17 protein-coding genes and 3 tRNA genes are annotated in these 20655 nt (G+C 71.9%); 14 read left to right on the top strand and 6 right to left on the bottom strand.

The genetic code is table 11. The annotated features are described in order from the left end of the window. From ACWC5C_RS33255 to ACWC5C_RS33245, 3 genes are all read right to left on the bottom strand, one after another. Positions 1-2025 (bottom strand): DEAD/DEAH box helicase (locus ACWC5C_RS33255; protein ID WP_450881563.1); only part of this gene is annotated, 2025 nt, incomplete at its 3' end. Positions 2026-2320: 295 nt separating this feature from the next. Further along, positions 2321-2878 (bottom strand): hypothetical protein, encoded by a 558-nt coding sequence (locus tag ACWC5C_RS33250; protein ID WP_450881561.1) that lies wholly within the window; start codon positions 2876-2878, stop codon positions 2321-2323. A 142-nt stretch (positions 2879-3020) separates the two neighbouring features. Continuing rightward, the gene (locus ACWC5C_RS33245) at positions 3021-3371 is read right to left on the bottom strand and encodes a metallopeptidase family protein (RefSeq protein WP_450881559.1); all 351 of its coding nucleotides are present in this window, start codon (positions 3369-3371) and stop codon (positions 3021-3023) included. 51 nt (positions 3372-3422) lie between these two features. On the opposite strand from ACWC5C_RS33245, the gene ACWC5C_RS33240 reads away from it, so the two are divergent. Continuing rightward, on the top strand, positions 3423-4958 hold the full coding sequence (locus ACWC5C_RS33240; protein WP_450881557.1) for a metallophosphoesterase family protein: 1536 nt from the start codon (positions 3423-3425) through the stop codon (positions 4956-4958). 83 nt (positions 4959-5041) lie between these two features. After that, a tRNA-Glu gene (locus ACWC5C_RS33235) sits at positions 5042-5114 on the top strand. Positions 5115-5190: 76 nt separating this feature from the next. Here ACWC5C_RS33235 and ACWC5C_RS33230 read toward each other — a convergent pair. After that, complete coding sequence (locus ACWC5C_RS33230; protein WP_450881555.1) at positions 5191-8190, bottom strand: glycoside hydrolase family 2 TIM barrel-domain containing protein; 3000 nt, start codon at positions 8188-8190, stop codon at positions 5191-5193. 238 nt (positions 8191-8428) lie between these two features. Between ACWC5C_RS33230 and ACWC5C_RS33225 the strand changes: the two genes are divergently transcribed. The 5 genes from ACWC5C_RS33225 (at position 8429) to ACWC5C_RS33205 (ending at position 13954) form a co-directional block, all read left to right on the top strand. After that, positions 8429-9712, top strand: coding sequence for an ABC transporter substrate-binding protein (locus tag ACWC5C_RS33225; protein ID WP_450881553.1), 1284 nt, complete (start codon positions 8429-8431; stop codon positions 9710-9712). Then, positions 9709-10725: a carbohydrate ABC transporter permease gene (locus ACWC5C_RS33220; RefSeq protein ID WP_450881551.1), complete on the top strand. Its 1017-nt coding sequence runs from the start codon at positions 9709-9711 to the stop codon at positions 10723-10725. Before ACWC5C_RS33225 ends, ACWC5C_RS33220 begins: the two co-directional genes overlap by 4 nt. Further along, positions 10722-11648, top strand: coding sequence for a carbohydrate ABC transporter permease (locus tag ACWC5C_RS33215; protein WP_450881549.1), 927 nt, complete (start codon positions 10722-10724; stop codon positions 11646-11648). The genes ACWC5C_RS33220 and ACWC5C_RS33215 overlap by 4 nt, the downstream gene beginning before the upstream one ends. A 165-nt stretch (positions 11649-11813) precedes the next feature. Beyond that, positions 11814-12713, top strand: a complete 900-nt coding sequence (locus ACWC5C_RS33210; RefSeq protein WP_450881547.1) for a 5-dehydro-4-deoxyglucarate dehydratase — start codon at positions 11814-11816, stop codon at positions 12711-12713. Next, positions 12710-13954: a glucarate dehydratase family protein gene (locus tag ACWC5C_RS33205; RefSeq protein ID WP_450881545.1), complete on the top strand. Its 1245-nt coding sequence runs from the start codon at positions 12710-12712 to the stop codon at positions 13952-13954. Before ACWC5C_RS33210 ends, ACWC5C_RS33205 begins: the two co-directional genes overlap by 4 nt. Before the next feature lie 76 nt (positions 13955-14030). Here ACWC5C_RS33205 and ACWC5C_RS33200 read toward each other — a convergent pair whose 3' ends face one another. After that, on the bottom strand, positions 14031-14387 hold the full coding sequence (locus ACWC5C_RS33200) for a hypothetical protein (RefSeq protein ID WP_450881543.1): 357 nt from the start codon (positions 14385-14387) through the stop codon (positions 14031-14033). A gap of 220 nt (positions 14388-14607) precedes the next feature. Between ACWC5C_RS33200 and ACWC5C_RS33195 the strand changes: the two genes are divergently transcribed. The 5 genes from ACWC5C_RS33195 (at position 14608) to ACWC5C_RS33175 (ending at position 17760) form a co-directional block, all read left to right on the top strand. Then, on the top strand, positions 14608-15774 hold the full coding sequence (locus tag ACWC5C_RS33195) for a hypothetical protein (protein WP_450881541.1): 1167 nt from the start codon (positions 14608-14610) through the stop codon (positions 15772-15774). Between the two features lie 137 nt (positions 15775-15911). After that, positions 15912-15986 (top strand) — tRNA-Asp (locus tag ACWC5C_RS33190). A 4-nt stretch (positions 15987-15990) separates the two neighbouring features. Beyond that, positions 15991-16064: transfer RNA gene (locus ACWC5C_RS33185), tRNA-Phe, on the top strand. A gap of 287 nt (positions 16065-16351) precedes the next feature. Next, the gene (locus ACWC5C_RS33180; RefSeq protein ID WP_450881539.1) at positions 16352-17134 is read left to right on the top strand and encodes a DUF817 family protein; all 783 of its coding nucleotides are present in this window, start codon (positions 16352-16354) and stop codon (positions 17132-17134) included. 8 nt (positions 17135-17142) lie between these two features. Next, on the top strand, positions 17143-17760 hold the full coding sequence (locus tag ACWC5C_RS33175; protein ID WP_450881537.1) for a LysE family translocator: 618 nt from the start codon (positions 17143-17145) through the stop codon (positions 17758-17760). Positions 17761-17790: 30 nt separating this feature from the next. Here ACWC5C_RS33175 and ACWC5C_RS33170 read toward each other — a convergent pair whose 3' ends face one another. Next, positions 17791-18414: a TetR/AcrR family transcriptional regulator gene (locus tag ACWC5C_RS33170; RefSeq protein WP_450881535.1), complete on the bottom strand. Its 624-nt coding sequence runs from the start codon at positions 18412-18414 to the stop codon at positions 17791-17793. An 81-nt stretch (positions 18415-18495) separates the two neighbouring features. On the opposite strand from ACWC5C_RS33170, the gene ACWC5C_RS33165 reads away from it, so the two are divergent. Both ACWC5C_RS33165 and ACWC5C_RS33160 read left to right on the top strand, forming a co-directional pair. Beyond that, the gene (locus tag ACWC5C_RS33165; RefSeq protein WP_450881533.1) at positions 18496-19542 is read left to right on the top strand and encodes an aldo/keto reductase; all 1047 of its coding nucleotides are present in this window, start codon (positions 18496-18498) and stop codon (positions 19540-19542) included. Positions 19543-19646: 104 nt separating this feature from the next. Further along, positions 19647-20627, top strand: coding sequence for a sulfotransferase family protein (locus tag ACWC5C_RS33160; protein ID WP_450881531.1), 981 nt, complete (start codon positions 19647-19649; stop codon positions 20625-20627). Positions 20628-20655 lie beyond the last annotated feature (28 nt).

Here is a 20655-nt window from a genome sequence, read left to right as displayed (position 1 = left end):
CGAACGCCCACCACGGTCGCCACCACGGTCATCACGACGGTCCCGGTTGAACCCACCCCGGTCATCCCGGCGATCCCGGCCACCCGACGGACGGTCATCGCGGCGATCACGGTTGAAGCCACCACGGTCATCACGACGCTCGAACGAACGCCCACCACGGTCGCCACCACGGTCATCACGACGGTCCCGGTTGAACCCACCCCGGTCATCCCGGCGATCCCGGCCACCCGACGGACGGTCGTCACGGCGATCACGGTTGAAGCCACCACGGTCATCACGACGCTCGAACGAACGCCCACCACGGTCGCCACCACGGTCATCCCGGCGGTCCCGGCGGTCGAAGTTGCCCCGCTCGTCCCGGCGCTCAGCGGCCGGGGCCGACGACTCGGCCGAGCGCTGCGCGGGCACGAACGGAACGGCCTCGGCGGGAGCACCGGCGGTCTCGGCACCGGCCTCGGCCGCGTCGCCCTGCGGCGCCGGGGTCTCGCCGCGCTCGCGCGCCGCACGGGCGGACAGCCGGTCGGCCTCCTCGCGCAGCTCGCCCGCGCGCCGCTGCACCTTCTCCAGCTCCCGGGTGAGGTCCTGCACCTCGCGCTCGGCCTGCTTGGCGGAGTTCGCGGCGGCCTCGGCCTGCACCTCGGTGAGCGAACGGGCGCCGGTGATCTGGGCCACGTCCTCGTCGAAGACGCCCGCCCCGCCGACGATGTGACGGGAGGCGTCGACGCCCGCGTCCTCCATCAGCCGGAAGATCTGCCGCCGCTGGTGCGGCAGGGCCAGCGACACGACGGTGCCGCTCTTGCCCGCCCGCGCCGTACGGCCGGAGCGGTGCAGGTAGTCCTTGTGGTCACCGGCCGGGTCCACGTTGAGCACCAGGTCGATGCCGTCGACGTGGATGCCACGGGCGGCGACGTCGGTGGCGACGAGGACGTTGACGTACCCGTCCTTGAAGTCGGCCAGGGTCCGGGTGCGGGCGCCCTGCGTCATGCCGCCGTGCAGCGCGTCGGCGCGCACGCCCGCGTCGCACAGCTGCTCGGCGACCCGGTCGCAGCCCAGCTGGGTGCGGACGAAGATGATGGTGCGGCCCTTGCGCGCCGCGATGGCGGCGGTGACCGGCGCCTTGTCCTTCGGCTTCACCACGAGCACGTGGTGGGTCATCGTGGTGACCGCGCCCTGCGCCGAGTCGACCTCGTGGGTGACCGGGTCGACCAGGTAGCGCTTGACCAGGCTGTCGATCTCGTTCTCCAGCGTCGCGGAGAACAGCAGCCGCTGGCCGCCGCTCGGCACCAGGTCCAGGATCTCGGTGACCTCGGGCAGGAAGCCCATGTCGGCCATCTGGTCGGCCTCGTCGAGGACGGCGATCTGGACCTTGTCGAGGGTCGCGGCGCCACGGTCGATGATGTCGCGCAGCCGGCCCGGGGTGGCGACCAGGATGTCCACGCCCCGCTCCAGGGCGTAGATCTGATTGCCCATCGAGGTGCCGCCGCAGACCACCTTGAGCTTGAGGCCGAGGACGTCGCCGTACGGCTGCAGCGCGTCGCTGACCTGCATCGCCAGCTCGCGGGTGGGGGTCAGGATGAGGCCCCGGGGGCGCTTCTTCTCGGTGTGGCCGCCGGCCAGCGAGGTCAGCAGCGGAAGACCGAAGGAGAGCGTCTTGCCGGAGCCGGTACGGCCACGGCCGAGGATGTCCTTCCCGGCCATGGCGTCGGGGATGGTCGCGGCCTGGATCGGGAAGGGCGTGGTCACGCCGTTCTGCGCGAGCTTGCGGACGATCTGCTCGGGGAGGCCGAGGTCAGCGAAGGTGATTTCGGGGCCCTTGGAAGTCTCGGGGGTGCTCTGCTCGGCGTCGTCGGCGTCGGCCGCGTCGACTGTGTCGTCCGCGGAGACGTCGGCGCCGGGCTCGGCGGGGGCAGTGGTGGACTCGGCGCGCTCGGCCTGCTGGAGCTGCTCGACCGGCTGGGGCTGGTCCCCGGGGTCGCCCTGCTCGTCGGTGGCGGGCATGACGGCGTGATCAGTGGAAACGGACATGCGAAATGCGAAACCTTCCGGAGTCTCGGCACGCGCCCAAACTCCGTGTTGTCGCAAACGACCGCCTCTATGCGGTCAGCCACGGGATGGCAAGGAACGCGCCTCACGGCGCACTTCGATGAGGCGCCGGGCAAATGGGATCAAACGATCTACCACCATACGCACCCCCACCCCCCAAGAGCAAATTCGCTACGCCAACTGGCCATCCCTACCCCACGTGTCCCACATCACTCCCCGTATGACATCGCGCGCCCGGCCGCGCGTTCGCCCGCGCTACCCCGCGCGTTAGCCCGCGTTATCCCGCGGGCTCGGCGGGCGCGGAAGTGGGCGGGGAGGCCGGTTCCGAGGGGGTGGGCTTGGGGTCGGGCGCGCTCGGCGGCGGGCTCGACGGGCGCGGCTCCGGCGCGGCCTCGGAGGGCGCGGGCGCGCCCGGCTCCGGCGGCGGGGAGGGCACCGGACGGTGCGCCCCGGAGCCGTGCTTCCCGGGCGACGGCGAGGGCTTCTCCCCGGGCTCCGCGGCGGCGGACGCCGACGGCGAACGGCGCTCGCCGTCCTTGCGCTTATGGCCCTTGGCGTCCCGCGCCGCCTCCGTGTACGTATGCCCGCGGCCGTCCGTACGCACCACCACGCCGCCACCGGGCTCCGCAGCGCCGCCGCCCTTGTCGGAGCCGCCCCGGTGCTTGTCGGGCTTTCCGGGGTCGTCGGAGATGCTCATGCAGCCGCCCAGGGCCAGGGCCCCGGCCACCAGGGTCACCACCACGGCGCTCCGCGCCGAGACGCGGGGGGCGCGCGAGGCGCGGGGCGCGTCGGTGCGGGAGGAACGGTCGGTGCGAGGAGCGGGGGTTCCAGACATGCGTGGGACACCTCCAGGCCGCAGGGCTGTGACGCAGTACCCAACTGGCCCCGCCCCCCTTAGGACACGCGTGCGGCGTAACCCGTGCGCCGGAGGCGGCCGCGCACCGCCCGTGGGCTCACCCATGGCACCGCTCGCGGCCTCACCCGTAGCCGAGTGCGTGCAGCCGCTCGTCGTCGATGCCGAAGTGGTGCGCGATCTCGTGGACCACGGTCACCTCGGTCTCCTGGACCACGTCCTCCCGGGTCTCGCTCATGCGCAGCGTCGGCCCCCGGTAGATGGTGATCCGGTCGGGCAGGACGCCCGCGTACCACTCGCCGCGGTCGGTGAGCGGCGTCCCCTCGTAGAGCCCCAGCAGCTCGGGGTCGTCCGCGGGCGGCTCGTCCTCCACGAACACCGCGACGTTGTCCATCAGCCGCGTCAGCTCCGGCGGGATACGGTCCAGCGCCTCGGCCACCAGTTCCTCGAACTCCTCGCGCGTCATCTCCAGCACCTGGCCATTGTCGGGCAGCCGGGCCCGGAAGGGGACGGTCCGCGCCCGGGAATGGTGCGCCGAGGCGGCGGGGGCGGCCGGGAATGGCGCGCCGGGCGGGCGGGCATACGCGCACCCATGGCCCGCGATCCGCTGCCCCTCGCCCCGGCCACCGAGCGGCCACGGCCGGTCGTCCGCGCCGCCGGGCTGGCCGCGGTGACCCTCCTGGGGGCCTGGATGGGGCTGCTGGTCGTCGGGAGCGTCCACGCCTCGGTGGGCCCGATGGACACCCGGATGGCGCTCAGGCCGTCCCTCACCGGCGGCACCGAGATCAACGTCTCGCCGCTCGGCGCCCTCGAACTCCGCAGCCACCACGCCCCGCTCCGCCTCGACGTCGACGTGGACCGGCTCGACCCCATCCGGTCCGCGGCGCTGGTCGACCGCCCCGAGCGGCTGTCCGGGCTGCAGGAGGAGGTGGCGGGCGACGTCGTACGCGGCACCCGGGACCTGGCGGTGCGCTCCTGCGCGGCCGTCGTCTTCGGCGCCACCGCGCTGGGCCTGGCCGTCTACCGCCGCCCCCGGCGGGCGCTGGCGGCGGGCGGCCTCGCGCTGGGGCTGCTGGCCGCCTCCGGCGGCGCCGCGTACGCGACCTGGAACCCGGACTCGGTGCTGGAGCCGCGCTATTCGGGGCTGCTGTCGAGCGCGCCTTCGGTGGTCGGCAACGCGCGCAGCATCGTCACGGACTTCGATGTGTACCAGCGGGAGCTGGCCCGGCTCGTGACCAATGTCACGCAGCTGTACGAGGCGACGTCGACCCTGCCCGCCTACCGGCCCGACCCGACGACGATGCGGGTACTGCACGTATCGGACATCCACCTCAACCCGGCCGCCTGGCACATCGTCCAGTCGCTGGTCCGGCAGTACAAGATCGACGTGATCGTCGACACAGGCGACACCATGGACCACGGCACCGCCGCCGAGAACGGCTTCCTGGAGCCGGTCTCCGACCTGGGCGCCCCCTATGTATGGGTACGCGGCAATCATGACTCCGCGACGACACAGCGCTATCTGGCGGGCCGCGAGGGCGTCCACGTCGTGGACGGCGGCCGCACGGTGACCGTCGGGGGCCTGCGGATCGCGGGCATCGGCGATCCGCAGTTCACCCCGGACCGCTCCGCCGCCGTGGCCGGTGACGCCGCCGAGCACCGGGCGGGCCGGGCGCTGGCCGACGCGATCCGGGCCCGGAAGGCGGCGGGCGCGCCCGTGGACATCGCCGTCGCCCACAACCCCCTCGCCGCCCGGGAGACGGACGGCACGGTCCCGCTCGCCCTCACCGGTCATGTCCACCACCGCCGGACGGAGGTGCTGCCCGGCGGCACCCGGCTGATGACGGAGGGCTCGACGGGCGGCAGCGGGCTGCGCGCGGTGGACGACGCCGAGCCCGACAAGGTGCAGGCGTCGGTCCTCTACCTGGACCGGGACACCCGGCGGCTGCAGGCCTGGGACGAGATCGATCTGGGCGGGCTCGGGCTCGCCAAGGCCGAGGTCAGCCGTCATCTCCCGGCCGAGAACCGGCCCGGGGCGACCCCGGCGCCGACCGGTCCGTAAACCGTTTTGGCGAACCTCACCGGCATCCCATATGCTTCTCGCGTCCCCCCGAAAGCGTCGCGAGACGCCCAGGTGGGCCATCGGCCCTCATCGTCTAGTGGCCCAGGACGCCGCCCTTTCAAGGCGGTAGCACGGGTTCGAATCCCGTTGGGGGCACCCACATCTTTGGTGCGTAGGCCGCGTCTCGCTCGACGAGACGCGGCCTACGTGCTGTGTACGGCATGCCGTGCGCTCAGCGCGGCAGGGTGAAGCCGACGCCGAAGCGCGTCCGTTCGGTGGCCCGCAGCTCGTACGGGGCGAGGACGCCCGGGCCGCAGGACGCGGTGCCGATGCCGTGCTGGGCCGCGTCCAGGTCGAGGTGGAGCACCTCGCCCGGGGTCAGGTCGTACGGGTGCCGGGCGGTCTCCAGCTGCTCGGTGGTCCAGCGGCGCGCGGTGAGCGCGAAGGCGGGGCGGCCCTCGATCCGCAGCCCGCCGCCGTCCGGGCCGCGCAGCTCGGCCCAGCGGACGTCGGCGCGGCTGCCGTTCTCCTGCGGGAAGACGTACGGCGTCTGGAACTCCTCGACGGTCGTCGCCCAGCGCCCGGTGCGCGCCGCGCGCCGGGTGTCGGGGTACGACTCGCCGGGGCCGCCGCCGTACCACTCGATCCAGTCGAGCGGCGCCCGTATGCCCATGGCCAGCCCGAGCCGGGGCAGCGGGCAGGGCCACTCGCCGTCCGGGGCGATGTCGACGGCGAGGTCGAGCCGGGTGCCGTCGCCGGGCCGTTCGCCGGGCCGTTCGCTGGTCCGTTCACTGGTCCGTTCACTGGTCCAGCGGTAGCTGACCAAGAGGCCGAAGAAGCCGCCGGGCGGCGCCACCCGCGCCGTGACCACCAGCGACTCGCCCTCCACCGCGACGCCGTCGCAGCGGTGCCGCATCCGGTCCAGGGCGTGGCGGCGCCACAGCGCGGCGAGGGACTTCGTCTCGTCCGGGCCCCGGTCGTTGTCGGTGGTGGCGCGCCAGATGTTCAGCCGGGGCGGGACGGCGACGTGCAGGCCGTGGAGGGTGCGGAGGCTGCCGTCGAGGGGGTCGAAGGTGGCCGGGCCGAGGGTCAGGAGATCCCCGGCTCGGGGGGCGCGTACGGGGGCGATGCGCGCCCCGGGCGTACGCGTCACAGCGGGCCCCCGGGCGCGCGCCTGGCCCCACGCCACCTCATGGCCCGCGGGCGCCCAGGCGGTGTCGGCCGCCAGAACGGCCCGTACGGTCCACCACTCCTCGCCCTCGGGCTCCCCACCGACCGCCTCCGGCAGCGGCACCTCGGCCGACTCCCCCGGCGCGAGCGGCGGCACGTCGAGGGCGCCCTCGGCCACCCGGCGCCCCTCCACCTCGCGTGACCAGCAGAAGGCGAGCCCGGTCAGGTCGATGACGTCGTACTTGTTGGTGACGCGGACACTGCGGGCGGCCGCGTCCACGCAGATCCCGACCGGCTCGATCACCTTCTTGTACTCCAGCAGCCCCGGGGACGGCGTCCGGTCGGGGAAGAGCAGGCCGTCCGCGCAGAAGTTGCCGTCGTGCAGCGGCTCGCCGAAGTCGCCGCCGTACGCGAAGTACGGCCGCCCGGCGGCGTCCCGGGCGCGCAGCCCGTGGTCGATCCACTCCCAGACGAAGCCGCCCTGCAGCCGCTCGTACGTCTCGAACAGCCGCTGGTACTCGGTGAGGCCGCCCGGTCCGTTGCCCATCGCGTGCGCGTACTCGCACTGGATGAACGGCAGGGCGCGGCGGCGGGCGTCCAGCCGGGGGTCGTCCAGCGGCTTCTCGGCGCGGCGGCCGATCGCCTCGACCTCCTCGTGCGAGGCGTACATCCGGCTGTAGACGTCGGTGTGCTCGCAGGACCAGTCGCCCTCGTAGTGGATCAGGCGGCTCGGGTCGCGGTCCCGGATCCAGCGGGACATGGCGGCCAGGTTGCGGCCGGTGCCGGACTCGTTGCCCAGCGACCACATGATCACGCTGGGGTGGTTCTTGTCCCGCTCGACCATCCGGGCGGCCCGGTCGATCAGGGCCTCCTCCCAGTCCGGGTTGTCGGCGGGGTTGCCGCGCCAGTCGCCGTAGATGAAGCCGTGGGTCTCCAGGTCGGCCTCGTCGATCACCCACAGCCCGAACTCGTCGCACAGGTCGAGGAAGGCGGGGTCGGGCGGGTAGTGGCTGGTGCGGACGGCGTTGATGTTGTGCCGCTTCATCAGCAGCACGTCCTCGCGCATGGTGGCGTACGGGACGGCGCGGCCGTGGTCGGGGTGGAACTCGTGGCGGTTGACGCCGCGCAGCAGCAGCGGCCGCCCGTTCACCGTGATCACCCCGTCCTCGACGGCGACCGTACGGAAGCCCAGGCGCAGCGGGACGCGCTCGCCGCCGGTCGCGAGCGTCGCCTCGTACAGCCGGGGCGCCTCCGCGGACCAGGGCTGGACGCCGGGGACGGTCGCGGTCTCGCCGGTCGCGAGGGTCAGGCCCAGCTCGGGGACGGTGACGCGGCCTTCCGCCGGAACCGCGTCCACGCTCGCGTCGACGCGCAGGGTGCCGTGGCCGGTGCGGTGGTCGTACCCGGCGTGCACGAAGACGTCCTCGACGGCGGCCTCGGGGCGGTGGAGGAGCGTGACGCCGCGGAAGATCCCGGCCAGCCACCACATGTCCTGGTCCTCGACGTAAGCGCCGGAGGACCACTGGTGGACGCGTACGGACAGCACATTGCCGTGCCGCCGCAGCTGGGGGCCGGTGTCGAACTCGTGCGGCAGGCGGCTGCCCTTGGCGGTGCCCAGCTCCCGGCCGTTGAGGCGGACCCGGTAGCAGGACTCGACGCCGTCGAAGCGCAGCAGGGTGCGGCCGTCGCCGGGCTCCGGCCAGTCGGCGGGGAGGTCGAAGACGAGGCGGTGGTCGCCGGTCGGGTTCTCGGTGGGGAGGTGGGGCGGGTCGACCGGGAAGGGGTAGCGGATGTTGGTGTACTGCGGGGCGCCGTGGCCGTGGAGGGCCCAGTGGGAGGGGACGGGGAGCTTCTCCCAGCCGTCCTCCTCGCCTTGGTCCGCTTCCGCCGCCTCCGCGTGGGCCACGGTCGGGAAGAGCCGGAAGCGCCAGTCGCCGTTCAGGGACAGGGTGCGCGCGTCGGACCGGAAGGCGGCGCGGGGCGCGAGCGCTCCGGTGCCGGGCGAGGGGTCCTCGTAGTACGCGATCTTGGCTCGATCTGAGCGTCCACGCGTGTTGATCATTGTGTGGATGCCTTCCGAGGGAAGGGGAGATGCCCTGTTCAGGCAGGGAAATGGAGGTGATGATTCCGGCTTAGCAAACAACACAACACAGAGTGAAACAAGTATTGACAGCCACCCCGGAGCGCTCTAGCGTCCCGCCATCTGGTTCGTGAATATAACCAGTGTTCATCTATACGAACGGGCGGTGGCCATGTTCAGACACTCAGCCACACCGAGGCGACTGGCACCTCTGGCATGCGTGGCACTCGCCGGTTCCCTCGTCGCCGGATGCGGCGCGAGCACCAGCGGCAGCGGCGGCGGCAGCGCCAAGGGCCCGCTGGAGGTGTGGACCCGCAGCGACGCCGTGGACGCGAAGGCCTACAAGAGGATATTCGCCGCCTTCACCAAGAAAACCGGCATCAAGGTCGATTACAAGCCCGTCGTCGACTTCGACAAGCTCCTCCAGCAGCGCGCGGCCTCCAAGAACCTGCCCGACGTCACCATCAACGACATGGGAAGCCTCGGGAACTACCAGTCCCAGGGGCTGCTCCAGCCCATCGACAAGAAGGCTCTCGCGGGCACCTCCGAGATCACCGGCACCGCCTGGTCCGGCGCGGTCGGCACCGACGGCAAGGTCTACGGCATTCCGTTCTCCCGCCAGGCCCAGGGGATGTTCATCCGCAAGGACTGGCTGGCGAAGGTCGGCATGAAGGCCCCGAAGACCTGGGCCGAACTGCTCGACGTCGCCAAGGCGTTCACGGACAAGGACCCGGACGGCAACGGCAAGAACGACACGTACGGCCTGCTCGTCCCCGGCTCCACCAACAACGGCTACCTGGCCTGGTTCGCGTCCAACTTCATCTGGCAGGGCGGCGGCGACATCGTCGCCTCGCGCGGTGGCGGCAAGTACGAGGCGGTCGCCGACTCCACCGCGAACGTCAAGACGGTCACCTGGCTGAAGGGCCTGTACTGCTCCAGCAAGGTCACCCAGCCCGGCTCGCTCACGATGACCACCGGCGACTCGTACCCCTTCTTCACGCAGGGCAAGGTCGGCATCTCGCTCACCGGCCCCTATGAGTTCCCGCTCTTCGACAAGACGCCGGGCAAGGACAAGCTGGAGGTCATCCCCGCGCCCAAGGGCCCGGACGGCAACACCGTGCTGGCCGAGGGCGAGAACGTCTATCTGATGGCCGGTTCCCAGAAGGCGGAGCAGCAGCGCAAGCTCGCCGAGTTCCTGATCAGCCCCGAGGCGCAGAAGCTCGGCATGACCGCGCCCGACGCCCCCGTCGTCCGGCTGTCGGTGAACACCAAGGTGGACACCGGAAAGGTCTACAACGACCCGCGGTGGAAGATCTTCTCGGACGCGTACGCGAACGACTCCAAGCCCTTCCCCTCCGCGATCAACTACCAGCCCATCCGGCAGGACACCGCCGAGTCGCTGAACAAGCTCTTCGCCACCTGCGGGTCGAGCGTCAAGAGCGGGCTGAGCGAGCTGAACTCCACCCTGCAGCAGGAGCTGAAGTCCCAGGGCGTGGCCAAGTGACCCAGCCCCTGGGCCACTCGGGGAACACGGTGGCCGCTGTCCCGGCGGCCACCGAGCCGCGGCCCGGGTCCGGGTCCGGGCGACGCCGGGCCGCCGCCCCGCCTGTGGGGGCGGTGAAGCGGCGCCCGCGCGGCGGCCGCCGCTCCCCCGCCTCGTCGTGGGTGCCCTGGCTGTTCGTGGCCCCCGCCCTGCTCCTCTTCGTCGTCTTCAAGTACCTGCCCATGGCCAAGGGCGTCCAGCTGAGCTTCTACGACGTCCGGCCGTTCCTCGGCAATCTGTGGGTGGGCCTCGCCAACTACCGGTCGGTCTTCGCCGATCCGCAGTTCCAGGCCGCGCTGGGCCACACCGTGCTGCTGGCAGTCGGCGGAACCATCGGCTCCGTCATCGTCGGCTTCGTCCTGGCCCTGCTGCTCGAAGGCCCGGCGCGCTCCCTGTGGTTCATGCGCTCCGCCGTCTTCCTGCCGGTCGTCACCGCCACCGCCGTCGTCGGCGAGATCTGGCGGCTGCTCTACTACCCGACCAGCGCCGGGTTCCTCAACACCGTCCTCGGCTTCCTCGGCATCGGCCCGCTGCACTACCTCGACCACACCGGTTCGGCGCTCTGGTCCGTGATGGCGGTCACCGTCTGGACCGGCGGCCCGTACAACATGGTGATCGTCCTCGCCGGGCTCACCCAGGTCGACCGCGGGCTGTACGAGGCGGCCGCCCTCGACGGCGCCAACACCTGGCAGCGGCTGCGCCACATCACCCTGCCCGCGCTGCGTCCCGTCGTCACGATCCTGCTCACCCTCGCCGCCATCCGCGGGTTCCGCACCTTCACCGAGGTCTACGTCCTCACCGGAGGCGGACCCGCCGGATCCACCGACGTCTGGATGACCCGGATCTACCAGCTCGGATTCACCCGCAACGAGATAGGCGTCGCCTCCGCCGCCGCCACGCTGCTGTTCCTGGTCACGGTGTGCCTGACGGTCGCGATGCAGTGGTACCAGCGACGGAAGGAGGCCCGGCCGTGACCCTCTCCCTCGCTTCCCGTGCTTCCCGTACTGCTGAGCAGCGCCCCGGCGTCGGTGTCTCGCAGAGCGTCGAGACCGCGCTCGGCTGGCGCACCGGCCGCAGCCATCTGCTGAGCATGGCGCTCCGGGCCCTGCTGTGCCTGCTCGCGCTCGCCGTCTTCGCCGGGCCGCTGATCGTGCTGTTCTCCGGCGCGTTCGACAACAACCCCGACCCGACGAAGCTGTCCGTCGTCCCCAACTCCCCGACGCTGGAGAACTTCAAGGTCGCGGGCGAACGGGACGTCTGGCACTACCTCGCCAACTCGCTGATCGTCGCGGGCGGCGCGCTGCTGCTCCAAGTCAGCGTCAGCGTCTTCGCCGCGTACGCCCTGGCCCGCAAGCGGTTCCGGGGGCGGGCCATCCTGTCGCTGCTCTTCCTGACGACGATGATGCTGCCCGAGGAAGTCATCGCGATCCCCCTCTCGCTCGTCCTCGGCGACCTCCCGGTCATCCATCTGAGCCTCAAGGGCACGCTGCTCGGCATGATCCTGCCGCTCGGGGCCTGGGGATTCTCGATCTTCGTGATGACCGAGTTCATGAAGGAGCTGCCCGCGGAGCTGGAGGAGGCCGCCAAGATCGACGGTGCCGGGGAGTGGCGCATCTTCGCCCAGGTCGTGCTGCCGCTGTGCCGCCCGGCGCTCGGCGTGATCACCGTCTTCGGCTTCATCATGATCTGGGACCAGTACCTGCTGCCGCTGATCGTCGCCAACGACCCGTCGGACTACACCCTGTCGGTCGCGCTCTCCACGATGCGCAGCGACACGATCGGGCCGGGGCTGGTGCTGGCCGGTTCGCTGCTCGCGCTCATCCCGAGCCTGATCGTCTATCTGCTGCTGCAGCGGTCGCTGATCCGAGGCATGACGGCGGGAGCGCTGAAGGGCTGACGGCTGTTGGTGGACGGATGCCGTCATCGCGATGACAGATTTCACTATCTGTCATCTGCTATCCACCACCTGTCATCCGCTACCCGTCATCTGACTTCCGTCATCCGCCATCCGTTATCTGTTTCTCGTCTTTCCCCACCCCCCACCCCCACTGATGAGGTCCGTATGAGACTCACCGGAGTGCTCTTCTTCCCCGTCACGCCCTTCACCCCGGACGGCAGCGTCGACGAGAAGACCCTCGCCACCCACATCGAGCAGGGCGTCGCCGCCGGTCCTGGCGGGGTGTTCGTCGCCTGCGGCACCGGTGAGTTCCACAGCCTGGAGCCCGGCGAGTACGAACGCGTCGTCCGCGTCGCCGTCGAGGTCACCGGCGGCCGCGCCCCCGTCTACGCGGGCACGGGCGGGCCGGTCGCGCTGGCCGACCGGTTCGCGCGCGCCGCCGAGCGGGCCGGTGCGGACGGGCTGCTCCTGCTGCCCCCGTACCTGGTCACCTTCCCGCCCGAGGGCCTGGTCCGTTACGTCGAGCAGGTCACCGCCGCCACCCGGCTGCCCCTGATCGTCTACCAGCGCGGCAACGCCGTCTTCACCCCGGAGACCGCCGCCCGCGTCGCGTCCCTCCCCGGGGTGACCGGCTTCAAGGACGGCACCGGCGATCTCGACCTGATGCAGCGCATCGTGCTCACCGTGCGCTCCACGGTCGGCGAGGACTTCCAGTTCTTCAACGGCATGCCCACCGCCGAGATGACCGTCCCCGCCTACCGGGCCCTCGGCGTGGACCTCTACTCCTCCGCGGTGTTCTGCTTCGCCCCCGAGGTCTCCCTCGCCTTCCACCGGGCGGTCGGCTCCGGCGACACCGCGACCGCCGAACGGCTGCTGGCCGAGTTCTTCCAGCCGCTGGTCGCCCTGCGGGACACCGTCCCCGGCTACGCCATCTCTTTGATCAAGGCGGCGGTGCGGCTGCGTGGGCTGGACGTCGGCGGGGTACGACCGCCGCTGGTGGACCCGAGCGAGGACCACCTCGCCGAACTTCAAAAGATCATCGACTCCGGACGAGGACTGGTGTGACCACACGTATGCGCATCAAGGACCTGGTGATCACCCCGATCGCCTTCCGCGACCCCCCGCTGCTCAACGCGGACGGCGTCCACGAGCCATGGGCGCTGCGCAGCATCGTGCAGCTCGTGACGGAGGACGGGGTGACGGGCCTCGGCGAGACGTTCGGCGACACCCTCCACTTGGAACGGCTCGCGGCGCTGCGTCCCCATCTGACCGGCCTGAGCGTGTACGCGCTGGGCGAGCTGTACGAGAAGGCGGCGGCCCTCTTCGACCACGCGGGCGGCAAGATCTCCTCCTTCGACCTCGGCCGGGTGCACGCCGCCGTCGAGGTCGCCTGCCTCGACGTCCAGGGCAAGCTGGCCGACCGCCCGGTGAGCGATCTGCTCGGCGGCGCGGTGCGGGAATCCGTCCCGTACAGCGCGTACCTCTTCTACAAGTGGGCCGGTCACCCGGACGCCGAGGAGGACGAGTGGGGCGCCGCGCTCGACCCCGAGGGCGTCGTGGCGCAGGCCCGCCGCATGATCGACCGGTACGGCTTCAGGTCGATCAAGCTCAAGGGCGGCGTCTTCCCGCCCGACCAGGAGATCGCCGCCATCCACGCCCTCCGCGAGGCGTTCCCCGACCATCCGCTGCGGCTCGACCCGAACACCGCCTGGACGCAACGGACCTCCCTCGACGTCGCCCGGGCCCTGGACGGCGTCCTCGAATACCTGGAGGACCCGACCGGCGGCATCCCCGGCATGGCGCGGGTCGCCGCCGCGTCGCCGCTCCCGCTGGCCACCAACATGTGCGTGGTCGCCTTCGACCACATCCCGGCGGCCGTCGCGCAGGGCGCGGTGCAGGTCGTCCTCGGCGACCACCACTACTGGGGCGGGCTCACCCGCACCCGCCACCTGGGCACCCTCTGCGACACCTTCGGGCTCGGCATGTCCATGCACTCCAACTCGCATCTGGGCATCAGCCTCGCCGCCATGACCCACCTCGCCGCCGCGACCCCCAACCTGACGTACGCCTGCGACACCCACTACCCGTGGAGCGCCCAGGACGACGTGGTGCGGCCGGGCGCGCTGACCTTCGTGGACGGCGCGATCCCCGTCCCCACCGGCCCGGGCCTCGGCGTCGAGCTGGACGAGGACGTCCTCGCCCGGCTGCACGAGAACTACCTGACCTGCGGGCTGCGCAAGCGCGACGACACGGGGTACATGCGGCGGGTGAACCCGGACTTCAAGGCGGGCCTGCCACGGTGGTGACCCGCCGCCCGAACGTCACGCCGCCCGCCTCGGCGGGGCTGCTGCCAGCGGCGGGAGCGGCCCGGCCATCGGGGGCTCAGCCCTCCCCGGCCGGGCCCACGACCTCCGCCACCGCCTCCCACGCGGAGCGGTGCGTCCGGGCCCGCAGCGGTGCCAGCCGTACGACCGCGCTCTCCAGCCACCGCGGATCACCCAGCCGCGTCTCCGCACCGGCCTTGTGGGCCTGATGGATCAACGTGCGCACCAGCATGACCTCGCTCATGGTGTAGCGCCGTTCGTGATGGCTGTACCAGGCCCGCCAGTCCACGTACGGGTGGCGCAGCGTCGTCCACAGGGCGCACCCGTAGCGCCCGAAGTCGGGGGACCGCAAACCCAGCGTCGCCCCGGCGGTCCTGGTGGTGGCCCAGCGGCCGGTCGCAGCCGTCAGGTTCACGATCATCAACCTGGGCCACGGCACCGTACGAGGTTCTTCACCGGTCACCCGGTGACAGATCCCCTCTGGACCGAGTTCCAGGTACGCCCCACGTCTACGCCCCGGATCTCCCAGAAGCCACCGGCCGTCCGCCGCCCGTTCCAGAGGGCCCAGATGCACCCTGACCACCTCCCCGCCGGGAACAGTAACGAACAACGAATCCGACAGAAACAGAAAAACGATGACACTCGACTCCTCCGGGCACATCGCCGCGACGGCGTACCTCTATCCCTGGGACGTGGCCGGTGACCCGGCCGCCGCCGAGCGGATCGCGGCCCTGGGGGTGGACGCGGTGGCGCTGGCCGCCGCGTACCACTCCGTACGGGCCGCCACCCCGTTCCACCCCGCGCACCGGGTGGTCGACGCGCACCACGCCGCGCTGTACCTGCCGGTGCGGGACGAGGCGTGGGCCGGGTCCCGGCTGGTCCCGGGCACCCCATCGTGGATGCCGTCCCCCGACTCGTTCCTGGCGGCCCGCGACACCCTGCGCGCCGTGGGCCTCCCGGTCCACGCCTGGACGGTCCTGACCCACAACACCCGCCTCGGCCGCGCCCACCCCGACCTGGCCGTACGGAACGCCTTCGGCGACCCGTACCCGTACGCCCTGTGCCCCTCGTCCGCCGAGGTCAGGGCGTACTGCGCCACGCTCGTACGGGAGGTCCTGGCGCTGGGCGAGCCGGACGGCCTGGTCCTGGAGGCGTGCGGCCCCCTGGGGCTGGGGCACGGCGGCCACCACGAGAAGACGGCGGGCGCGGATTGGGACTGGGCGGCGGACCGTCTCCTGTCGTGGTGCTTCTGCGCCGCCTGCCTGCCCCGCTACGAGTCGGCCGACCTCGACCCCCGCCACCTCCGCCACCAGGTCCGGCAGGCCGTGGACGGGATCACTCCCCTACCCCCCGCCCTCCTCCCAACCCTGCGCGAGATCCGCACCGCCCTGACCGCCGACCTGCGCCGCGAGGTGCTGGCCGCCGCCACCGGCCCCGCCCCCATCACCCTCCACGCGAGCGCGGACCCGTGGGCCACGGGCCCCTTCGCGACGATCGCCGGGGACGCCGCCCCACCCGCCGTGGACACCCTGGTCGCCTCCGCCTGGACCAGCGCCGACCAGGGCGCCGCGAACCTCACCGCCCTGCGCCCCCTGGCCGCCCCGGCCACCCGCCTCGCCGCCTACGTCCCGGCCCTCCCACCCCGTCCGGCGGACCCTTCAGTCCTGGCCGCCGAATGGACCACCTGCCTGGCAGCGGGCGCGGACGAGCTGCACCTCTACCACCCGGGCCTCGCCTCCCAGGCCCGCCTGACCGCCATCCGCACGGCTCTCGACGCGGTCAGGACAGGGCCAGAGGTCTGATACGCTGATCCAGCGACATCGACGCGGGGGAAAGCAAAAACCACCGCCGAGAAAATCGCAGGCAGTACGACCCCCCAACGGAAACCCGTTAGGCCCGTACGCCGCCTTGTGCGAGACTCGTGCTCGTACACACGCAAGGTCCTGTGGAGCAGTTTGGAGTGCTCGCCACCCTGTCAAGGTGGAGGCCGCGGGTTCAAATCCCGTCAGGACCGCTGCGGCTGGGTAGCTCAGTTGGTACGAGCGTCCGCCTGAAAAGCGGAAGGTCGCCGGTTCGACCCCGGCCCCAGCCACCGCCGAAAAGCCCCCGACGAGATCCCTCGCCGGGGGCTTCTTCGTTGCCGCTGACGCCTACGGCTGACATCAATGGCGCCGGACTGCTGACCGCCATGGCCGGTCACACCCCTGCTCGGGTCAGACGGCGGCGCAGGTGCCGAAGACGCTGATGCCTACGTTGTCGGTGTCGGTCTGGCGGCCCAGGCCGATCCAGCCGGTGCCGTCGTGGGTGGGGGCGCGGAGGCGCGGCAGATGATGGCGCGGGAGGGCAACCCGGTGGGGGGTTGGGGGCGTCCATGGGGGCGTGAATGGTGCTTTGGGGATTGCGCGGCAGGTGGTGTGCTTCGCTCGGATGCAGACGCGCAGTTGTGCGTTCGCCGTGGCGTTGCTCGCCGGGGTCGCGGCGTCCGCGGTGGTGCCTCGGTTGCCGGTGGCCCGGTATGACCTGTTGCTGGTCTACGGGCTGCTGCTCACCGTGGTGTTCCGGTGGTGTGGGTGGGAGACCGGGCGGGATGTGGCGATCATCGCGGTGTGCCATGCGATCGGGCTGGCGTTTGAGCTGGTGAAGGTGTCGCTGGGGTCGTGGAGCTATCCGGAGCCCGCGGTGTTCAAGTTCGCCGGGGTGCCGTTGTACGGGGGGTTTCTGTACGCGGCGCTGGGGAGTTACGTGTGTCGCGCCTGGCGGCTGCACGATCTGGAGCTGGTGCGTTATCGGCCGTGGTCGACGGCGGTGGTGGCCGCGGCGGTCTATGTGAACTTCTTCAGCCACCACTGGCTGCCCGATGTGCGGTGGGCGCTCGCCGTGCTGCTCGTGGCGGTCACCGCCGGTACGTCCGTGCGGTTCACCGTGGGGAGCGTGCGCTACCGCATGCCGCTCGCGGTGTCGTTCGCGCTGATCGGCTTCTTCTTGTGGCTGGCCGAGAACATCGCCACGTACGTGGGTGCCTGGCGCTACCCGAATCAGATGCACGGGTGGCAGCCGGTCGCGGTGGAGAAGTTCGGGGCCTGGGCACTGCTGGTCAGCGTCACGGTGGTGCTGGTGGCGGCCGTACAGCGGCCTAGAGGGGTGCCCAGACCAGTGCGATGATGCGACACATGTTCGTACAGTTTTGCGCCGCCGCCGGGGTGCTCGCCGTCCTGACCGTGGTGCCCGGGCCGGACATGGCCGTGGTGACGAAGCGGGCCGTCTCGTGCGGCTGGCGGGATGGGTTGCGGACGGCCGCCGGGATCACGACCGGGCTGCTGGTGTGGGGTGTGCTCACGCTGGTCGGGCTGGCGGCGGTGCTGGCCGCGTCGGCCGTGGCGTACACCGTGGTGAAGCTGGCGGGGGCCGCGTATCTGATCGTGCTCGGGGTGCAGTCGTTGCTGCGTAGTCGGCGTGGACAGTCGACCGGTGTTCCGGCGGGGGCTGCCCCGGCGGGGAATCCCTGGCGTACGGGGCTGCTCAGCAATGTCTTCAATCCCAAGATCGCTGTCTTCTATACGGGGCTGCTGCCGACGCTCGCCCCGGCCGGACTCTCTCCCCACCTGGGGATGGCGATCCTGGTGCTGCTGCACGCGACGATCACCGCCGTTTATCTCGCCGGGTACGTGATGCTGCTGGCCAAGGCCCGCGGCTTCTTCGAACGGCCCGCCGTTCAGCGGGCCTTGGACCGGGTGACCGGGGTCGTGCTGATCGGGTTCGGGGTGAAGGTCGCCGCGACGCGGCACTGACTCTTATCCCGGTGAGCGGAACGGCTTCGTTCAGGCCGTCTGACGCGCGTACGCCCCCGCCCGCGCCGCCGCCACCGCGGCCTCGGCGGCGCGGTCCGCGGCCGCCTCGTCCAGCGGGAGGGCGCTGGTCAGGAGGCGGTGGTAAAGGGGGGCGGAGACGGCCCGGATCACCTCGTACGGATCGGTGCCCCCGGGCACTTCCCCACGGTCGATGGCCTGCTGGACGCAGGGCGCCCACTCCTGGACCCGGATCTCGTAGAAGCGGTGCAGGGCCTCGGCCGTCTTCGGGTCGCAGACGGCGGCCGCGATCACCGCCTTGAACAGCGCGCCCTGCCGCGGGTCGGCCAAGGTCCGCTGCACGAGGCGGGCGTTGGCGGTCAGGTCGCCGAGCAGCGAGCCGGTCTCGGTGCGCGGGAGCGACTGCTCGGCCATGTCCGTCAGCAGGTCGGCCACCAGGCCGGTCACCGTGGACCAGCGGCGGTAGACGGTCGTACGGCCCACCTCGGCGCGGCGCGCGATGTCCGCGAGGTCGAGGTGGGCGAAGCCCTGCTCGGCGAGGGTGTCCCCGGCCGCCCGCAGCACCGCCGCCCTGACCCTGGCCGTACGTCCGCCAGGGCGGACCGTTCCCGGATCCGCCATCTCAGCGCCCGCCATAACGGGACTCCTGTTCCGTTAGCCTGCTTTCCCTGCTACGTTCAGGCTAACGGAACCACAGAACCGTTAGAGGGGCTGGTCATGGAATACAGACGGCTGGGCGCATCCGGGCTCCAGGTCCCGGAGCTGAGCTTCGGGGCCGGGACCTTCGGCGGCCGGGGGCCGCTGTTCGGCGCCTGGGGCAGCACCGACGCGCGTGAGGCGCGCCGCCTCGTGGACATCTGCCTCGACGCGGGGCTCACGCTGTTCGACACCGCCGACGTCTACTCCGACGGCGCCTCCGAAGAGGTGCTGGGCGAAGCGATCAAGGGCCGCCGGGACCGGGTGATCGTGTCCACCAAGACCGGCCTGCCGACGGGCGAAGGACCGGGCGACGCCGGTACGTCCCGGTCGCGCCTGATCACCGCGTGCGAGAACGCCCTGCGCCGCCTCGGCACCGACTACATCGACCTCTTCCAGTTGCACGCCTTCGACGCCGGTACGCCCGTCGAGGAAGTCCTGTCCACGCTGGACGACCTCGTACGGGCCGGAAAGGTCCGCTACACCGGGGTCTCCAACTTCTCCGGCTGGCAGACGATGAAGTCCCTCGCGCTCGCCGACGCGCGCGGCCACCGGCGCTATGTGGCGCACCAGGTCTACTACTCCCTCATCGGCCGCGACTACGAATGGGAGTTGATGCCCCTCGGGCTCGACCAGGGGCTCGGCGCCCTCGTCTGGTCCCCGCTGGGCTGGGGGCGGCTCACCGGCAAGGTCCGGCGGGGCGAGCCGCTGCCCGCGCACAGCCGACTGCACCGGACGGCCGACTACGGCCCGCCCGTCGAGGACGACCACCTCTACCGCGTGGTCGACGCGCTCGACGAGATCGCGGAGGAGACCGGGCGGGCCGTACCGCAGATCGCCATCAACTGGCTGCTGCGGCGGCCGACCGTCTCGTCCGTCATCATCGGCGCCCGTAACGAGGAGCAGCTGCGCCAGAACCTCGGTGCCGTCGGCTGGGCGCTCACGCCCGACCAGATGGCGCGGCTCGACGCGGCGAGCGGCAGGACGGCCCCCTATCCCTACTTCCCGTACCAGCGCCAGGAGGGGTTCGCCCGGCTCAGCCCGCCAGTGTGGGGAACGCCCTCGTAAGGGGCCGGGGCAGGGGTACGGGCGGGGTGGGTGGGTAGGGGCGCGGCAGAGTCCGGGGCCGGTCGTCGGTGGTTCCGGCAGCCCCCTCATGCCCCGGGAGAGACATGGCGTCACGGCCGTTGACCTTCGTCGTCGGAACCGGGCGGTGCGGCTCCACCGCCCTGTCGGAGGTGCTGCGTCTGCACCCCCACATCCTCAGCCTGAGTGAGCTGATGGCCTCGCTGGAGCCGGGCGCGCTGCCCGAGGGGCCGCTGTCCGGGGAGGAGTTCTGGGAGATCCTGGCGAGCCCGCCGGTGTTCGCGAACCGGCTCATCCGGGAGGGCTTCGGGCTGCCGGAGCATACGTACCCCGGCCTCGGCGGGCGGTTCTCGGCGGAGGGGAATGGGATACCGGCGGTGTCGATGACGACGCTGCCGCATCTGAGCGACGATCCGGACGCGCTGTTCGACGCGCTGCGGCCGGTGCTGGGCGCGCGGCCCCGGGGGCCGGTCGGGGGCCATCACCGGGCCCTGTTCGACGCGCTGGCCGAGCGGTTCGACAGCCGGGCGGTGGTGGAGCGGTCCGGGTTCTCGCTGCGGCTGGTGCCCCGGCTGCGGGAGGTGTTCCCGGAGGCGCGGTTCGTCCATCTGTACCGGGACGGGGCCGACTGCGCGCTGTCGATGAGCCGCCACCCCGGCTTCCGGATGATCCAGCTGATGCGGGAGGGCGGCGACGTTCCGGGCGAGCTGGCCGCGCTGATGAGCGATGAGAGCGCCGAGGTCAAGCCGCTGTTGACGCGGCCGGTGCCGGTGTCCGCGTTCGGGCGGCTGTGGTCGGACACGGTGATCGAGGGGATGGCGTACCTCGACGCGCTGCCCGCCGGGCTGGTGCTGCCGCTGTCGTACGAGGCGCTGCTCGACGCCCCCGACGCCGAACTCACCCGCCTGGCCGCGCACCTCGGCGTCGAGCCGCTGCCCGGGTGGCTGGCCGGGGCGCGCGTGCTGCTGGACGGCGGGCGGCGCGGCAGCGCCGAACGGCTGCCGCCCGCGGAGCTGGCGGCGCTGCGGGAGAGCTGCCGGGCGGGGGCGCGGGCGCTGGGGGTGTAGGGCGCGCCGGTTGTACGACGGGGCGCGG

The sequence above is a fragment of the Streptomyces sp. NPDC001700 genome (assembly GCF_053596435.1).
This window is presented reverse-complemented; position numbering and strand designations above follow the sequence as displayed.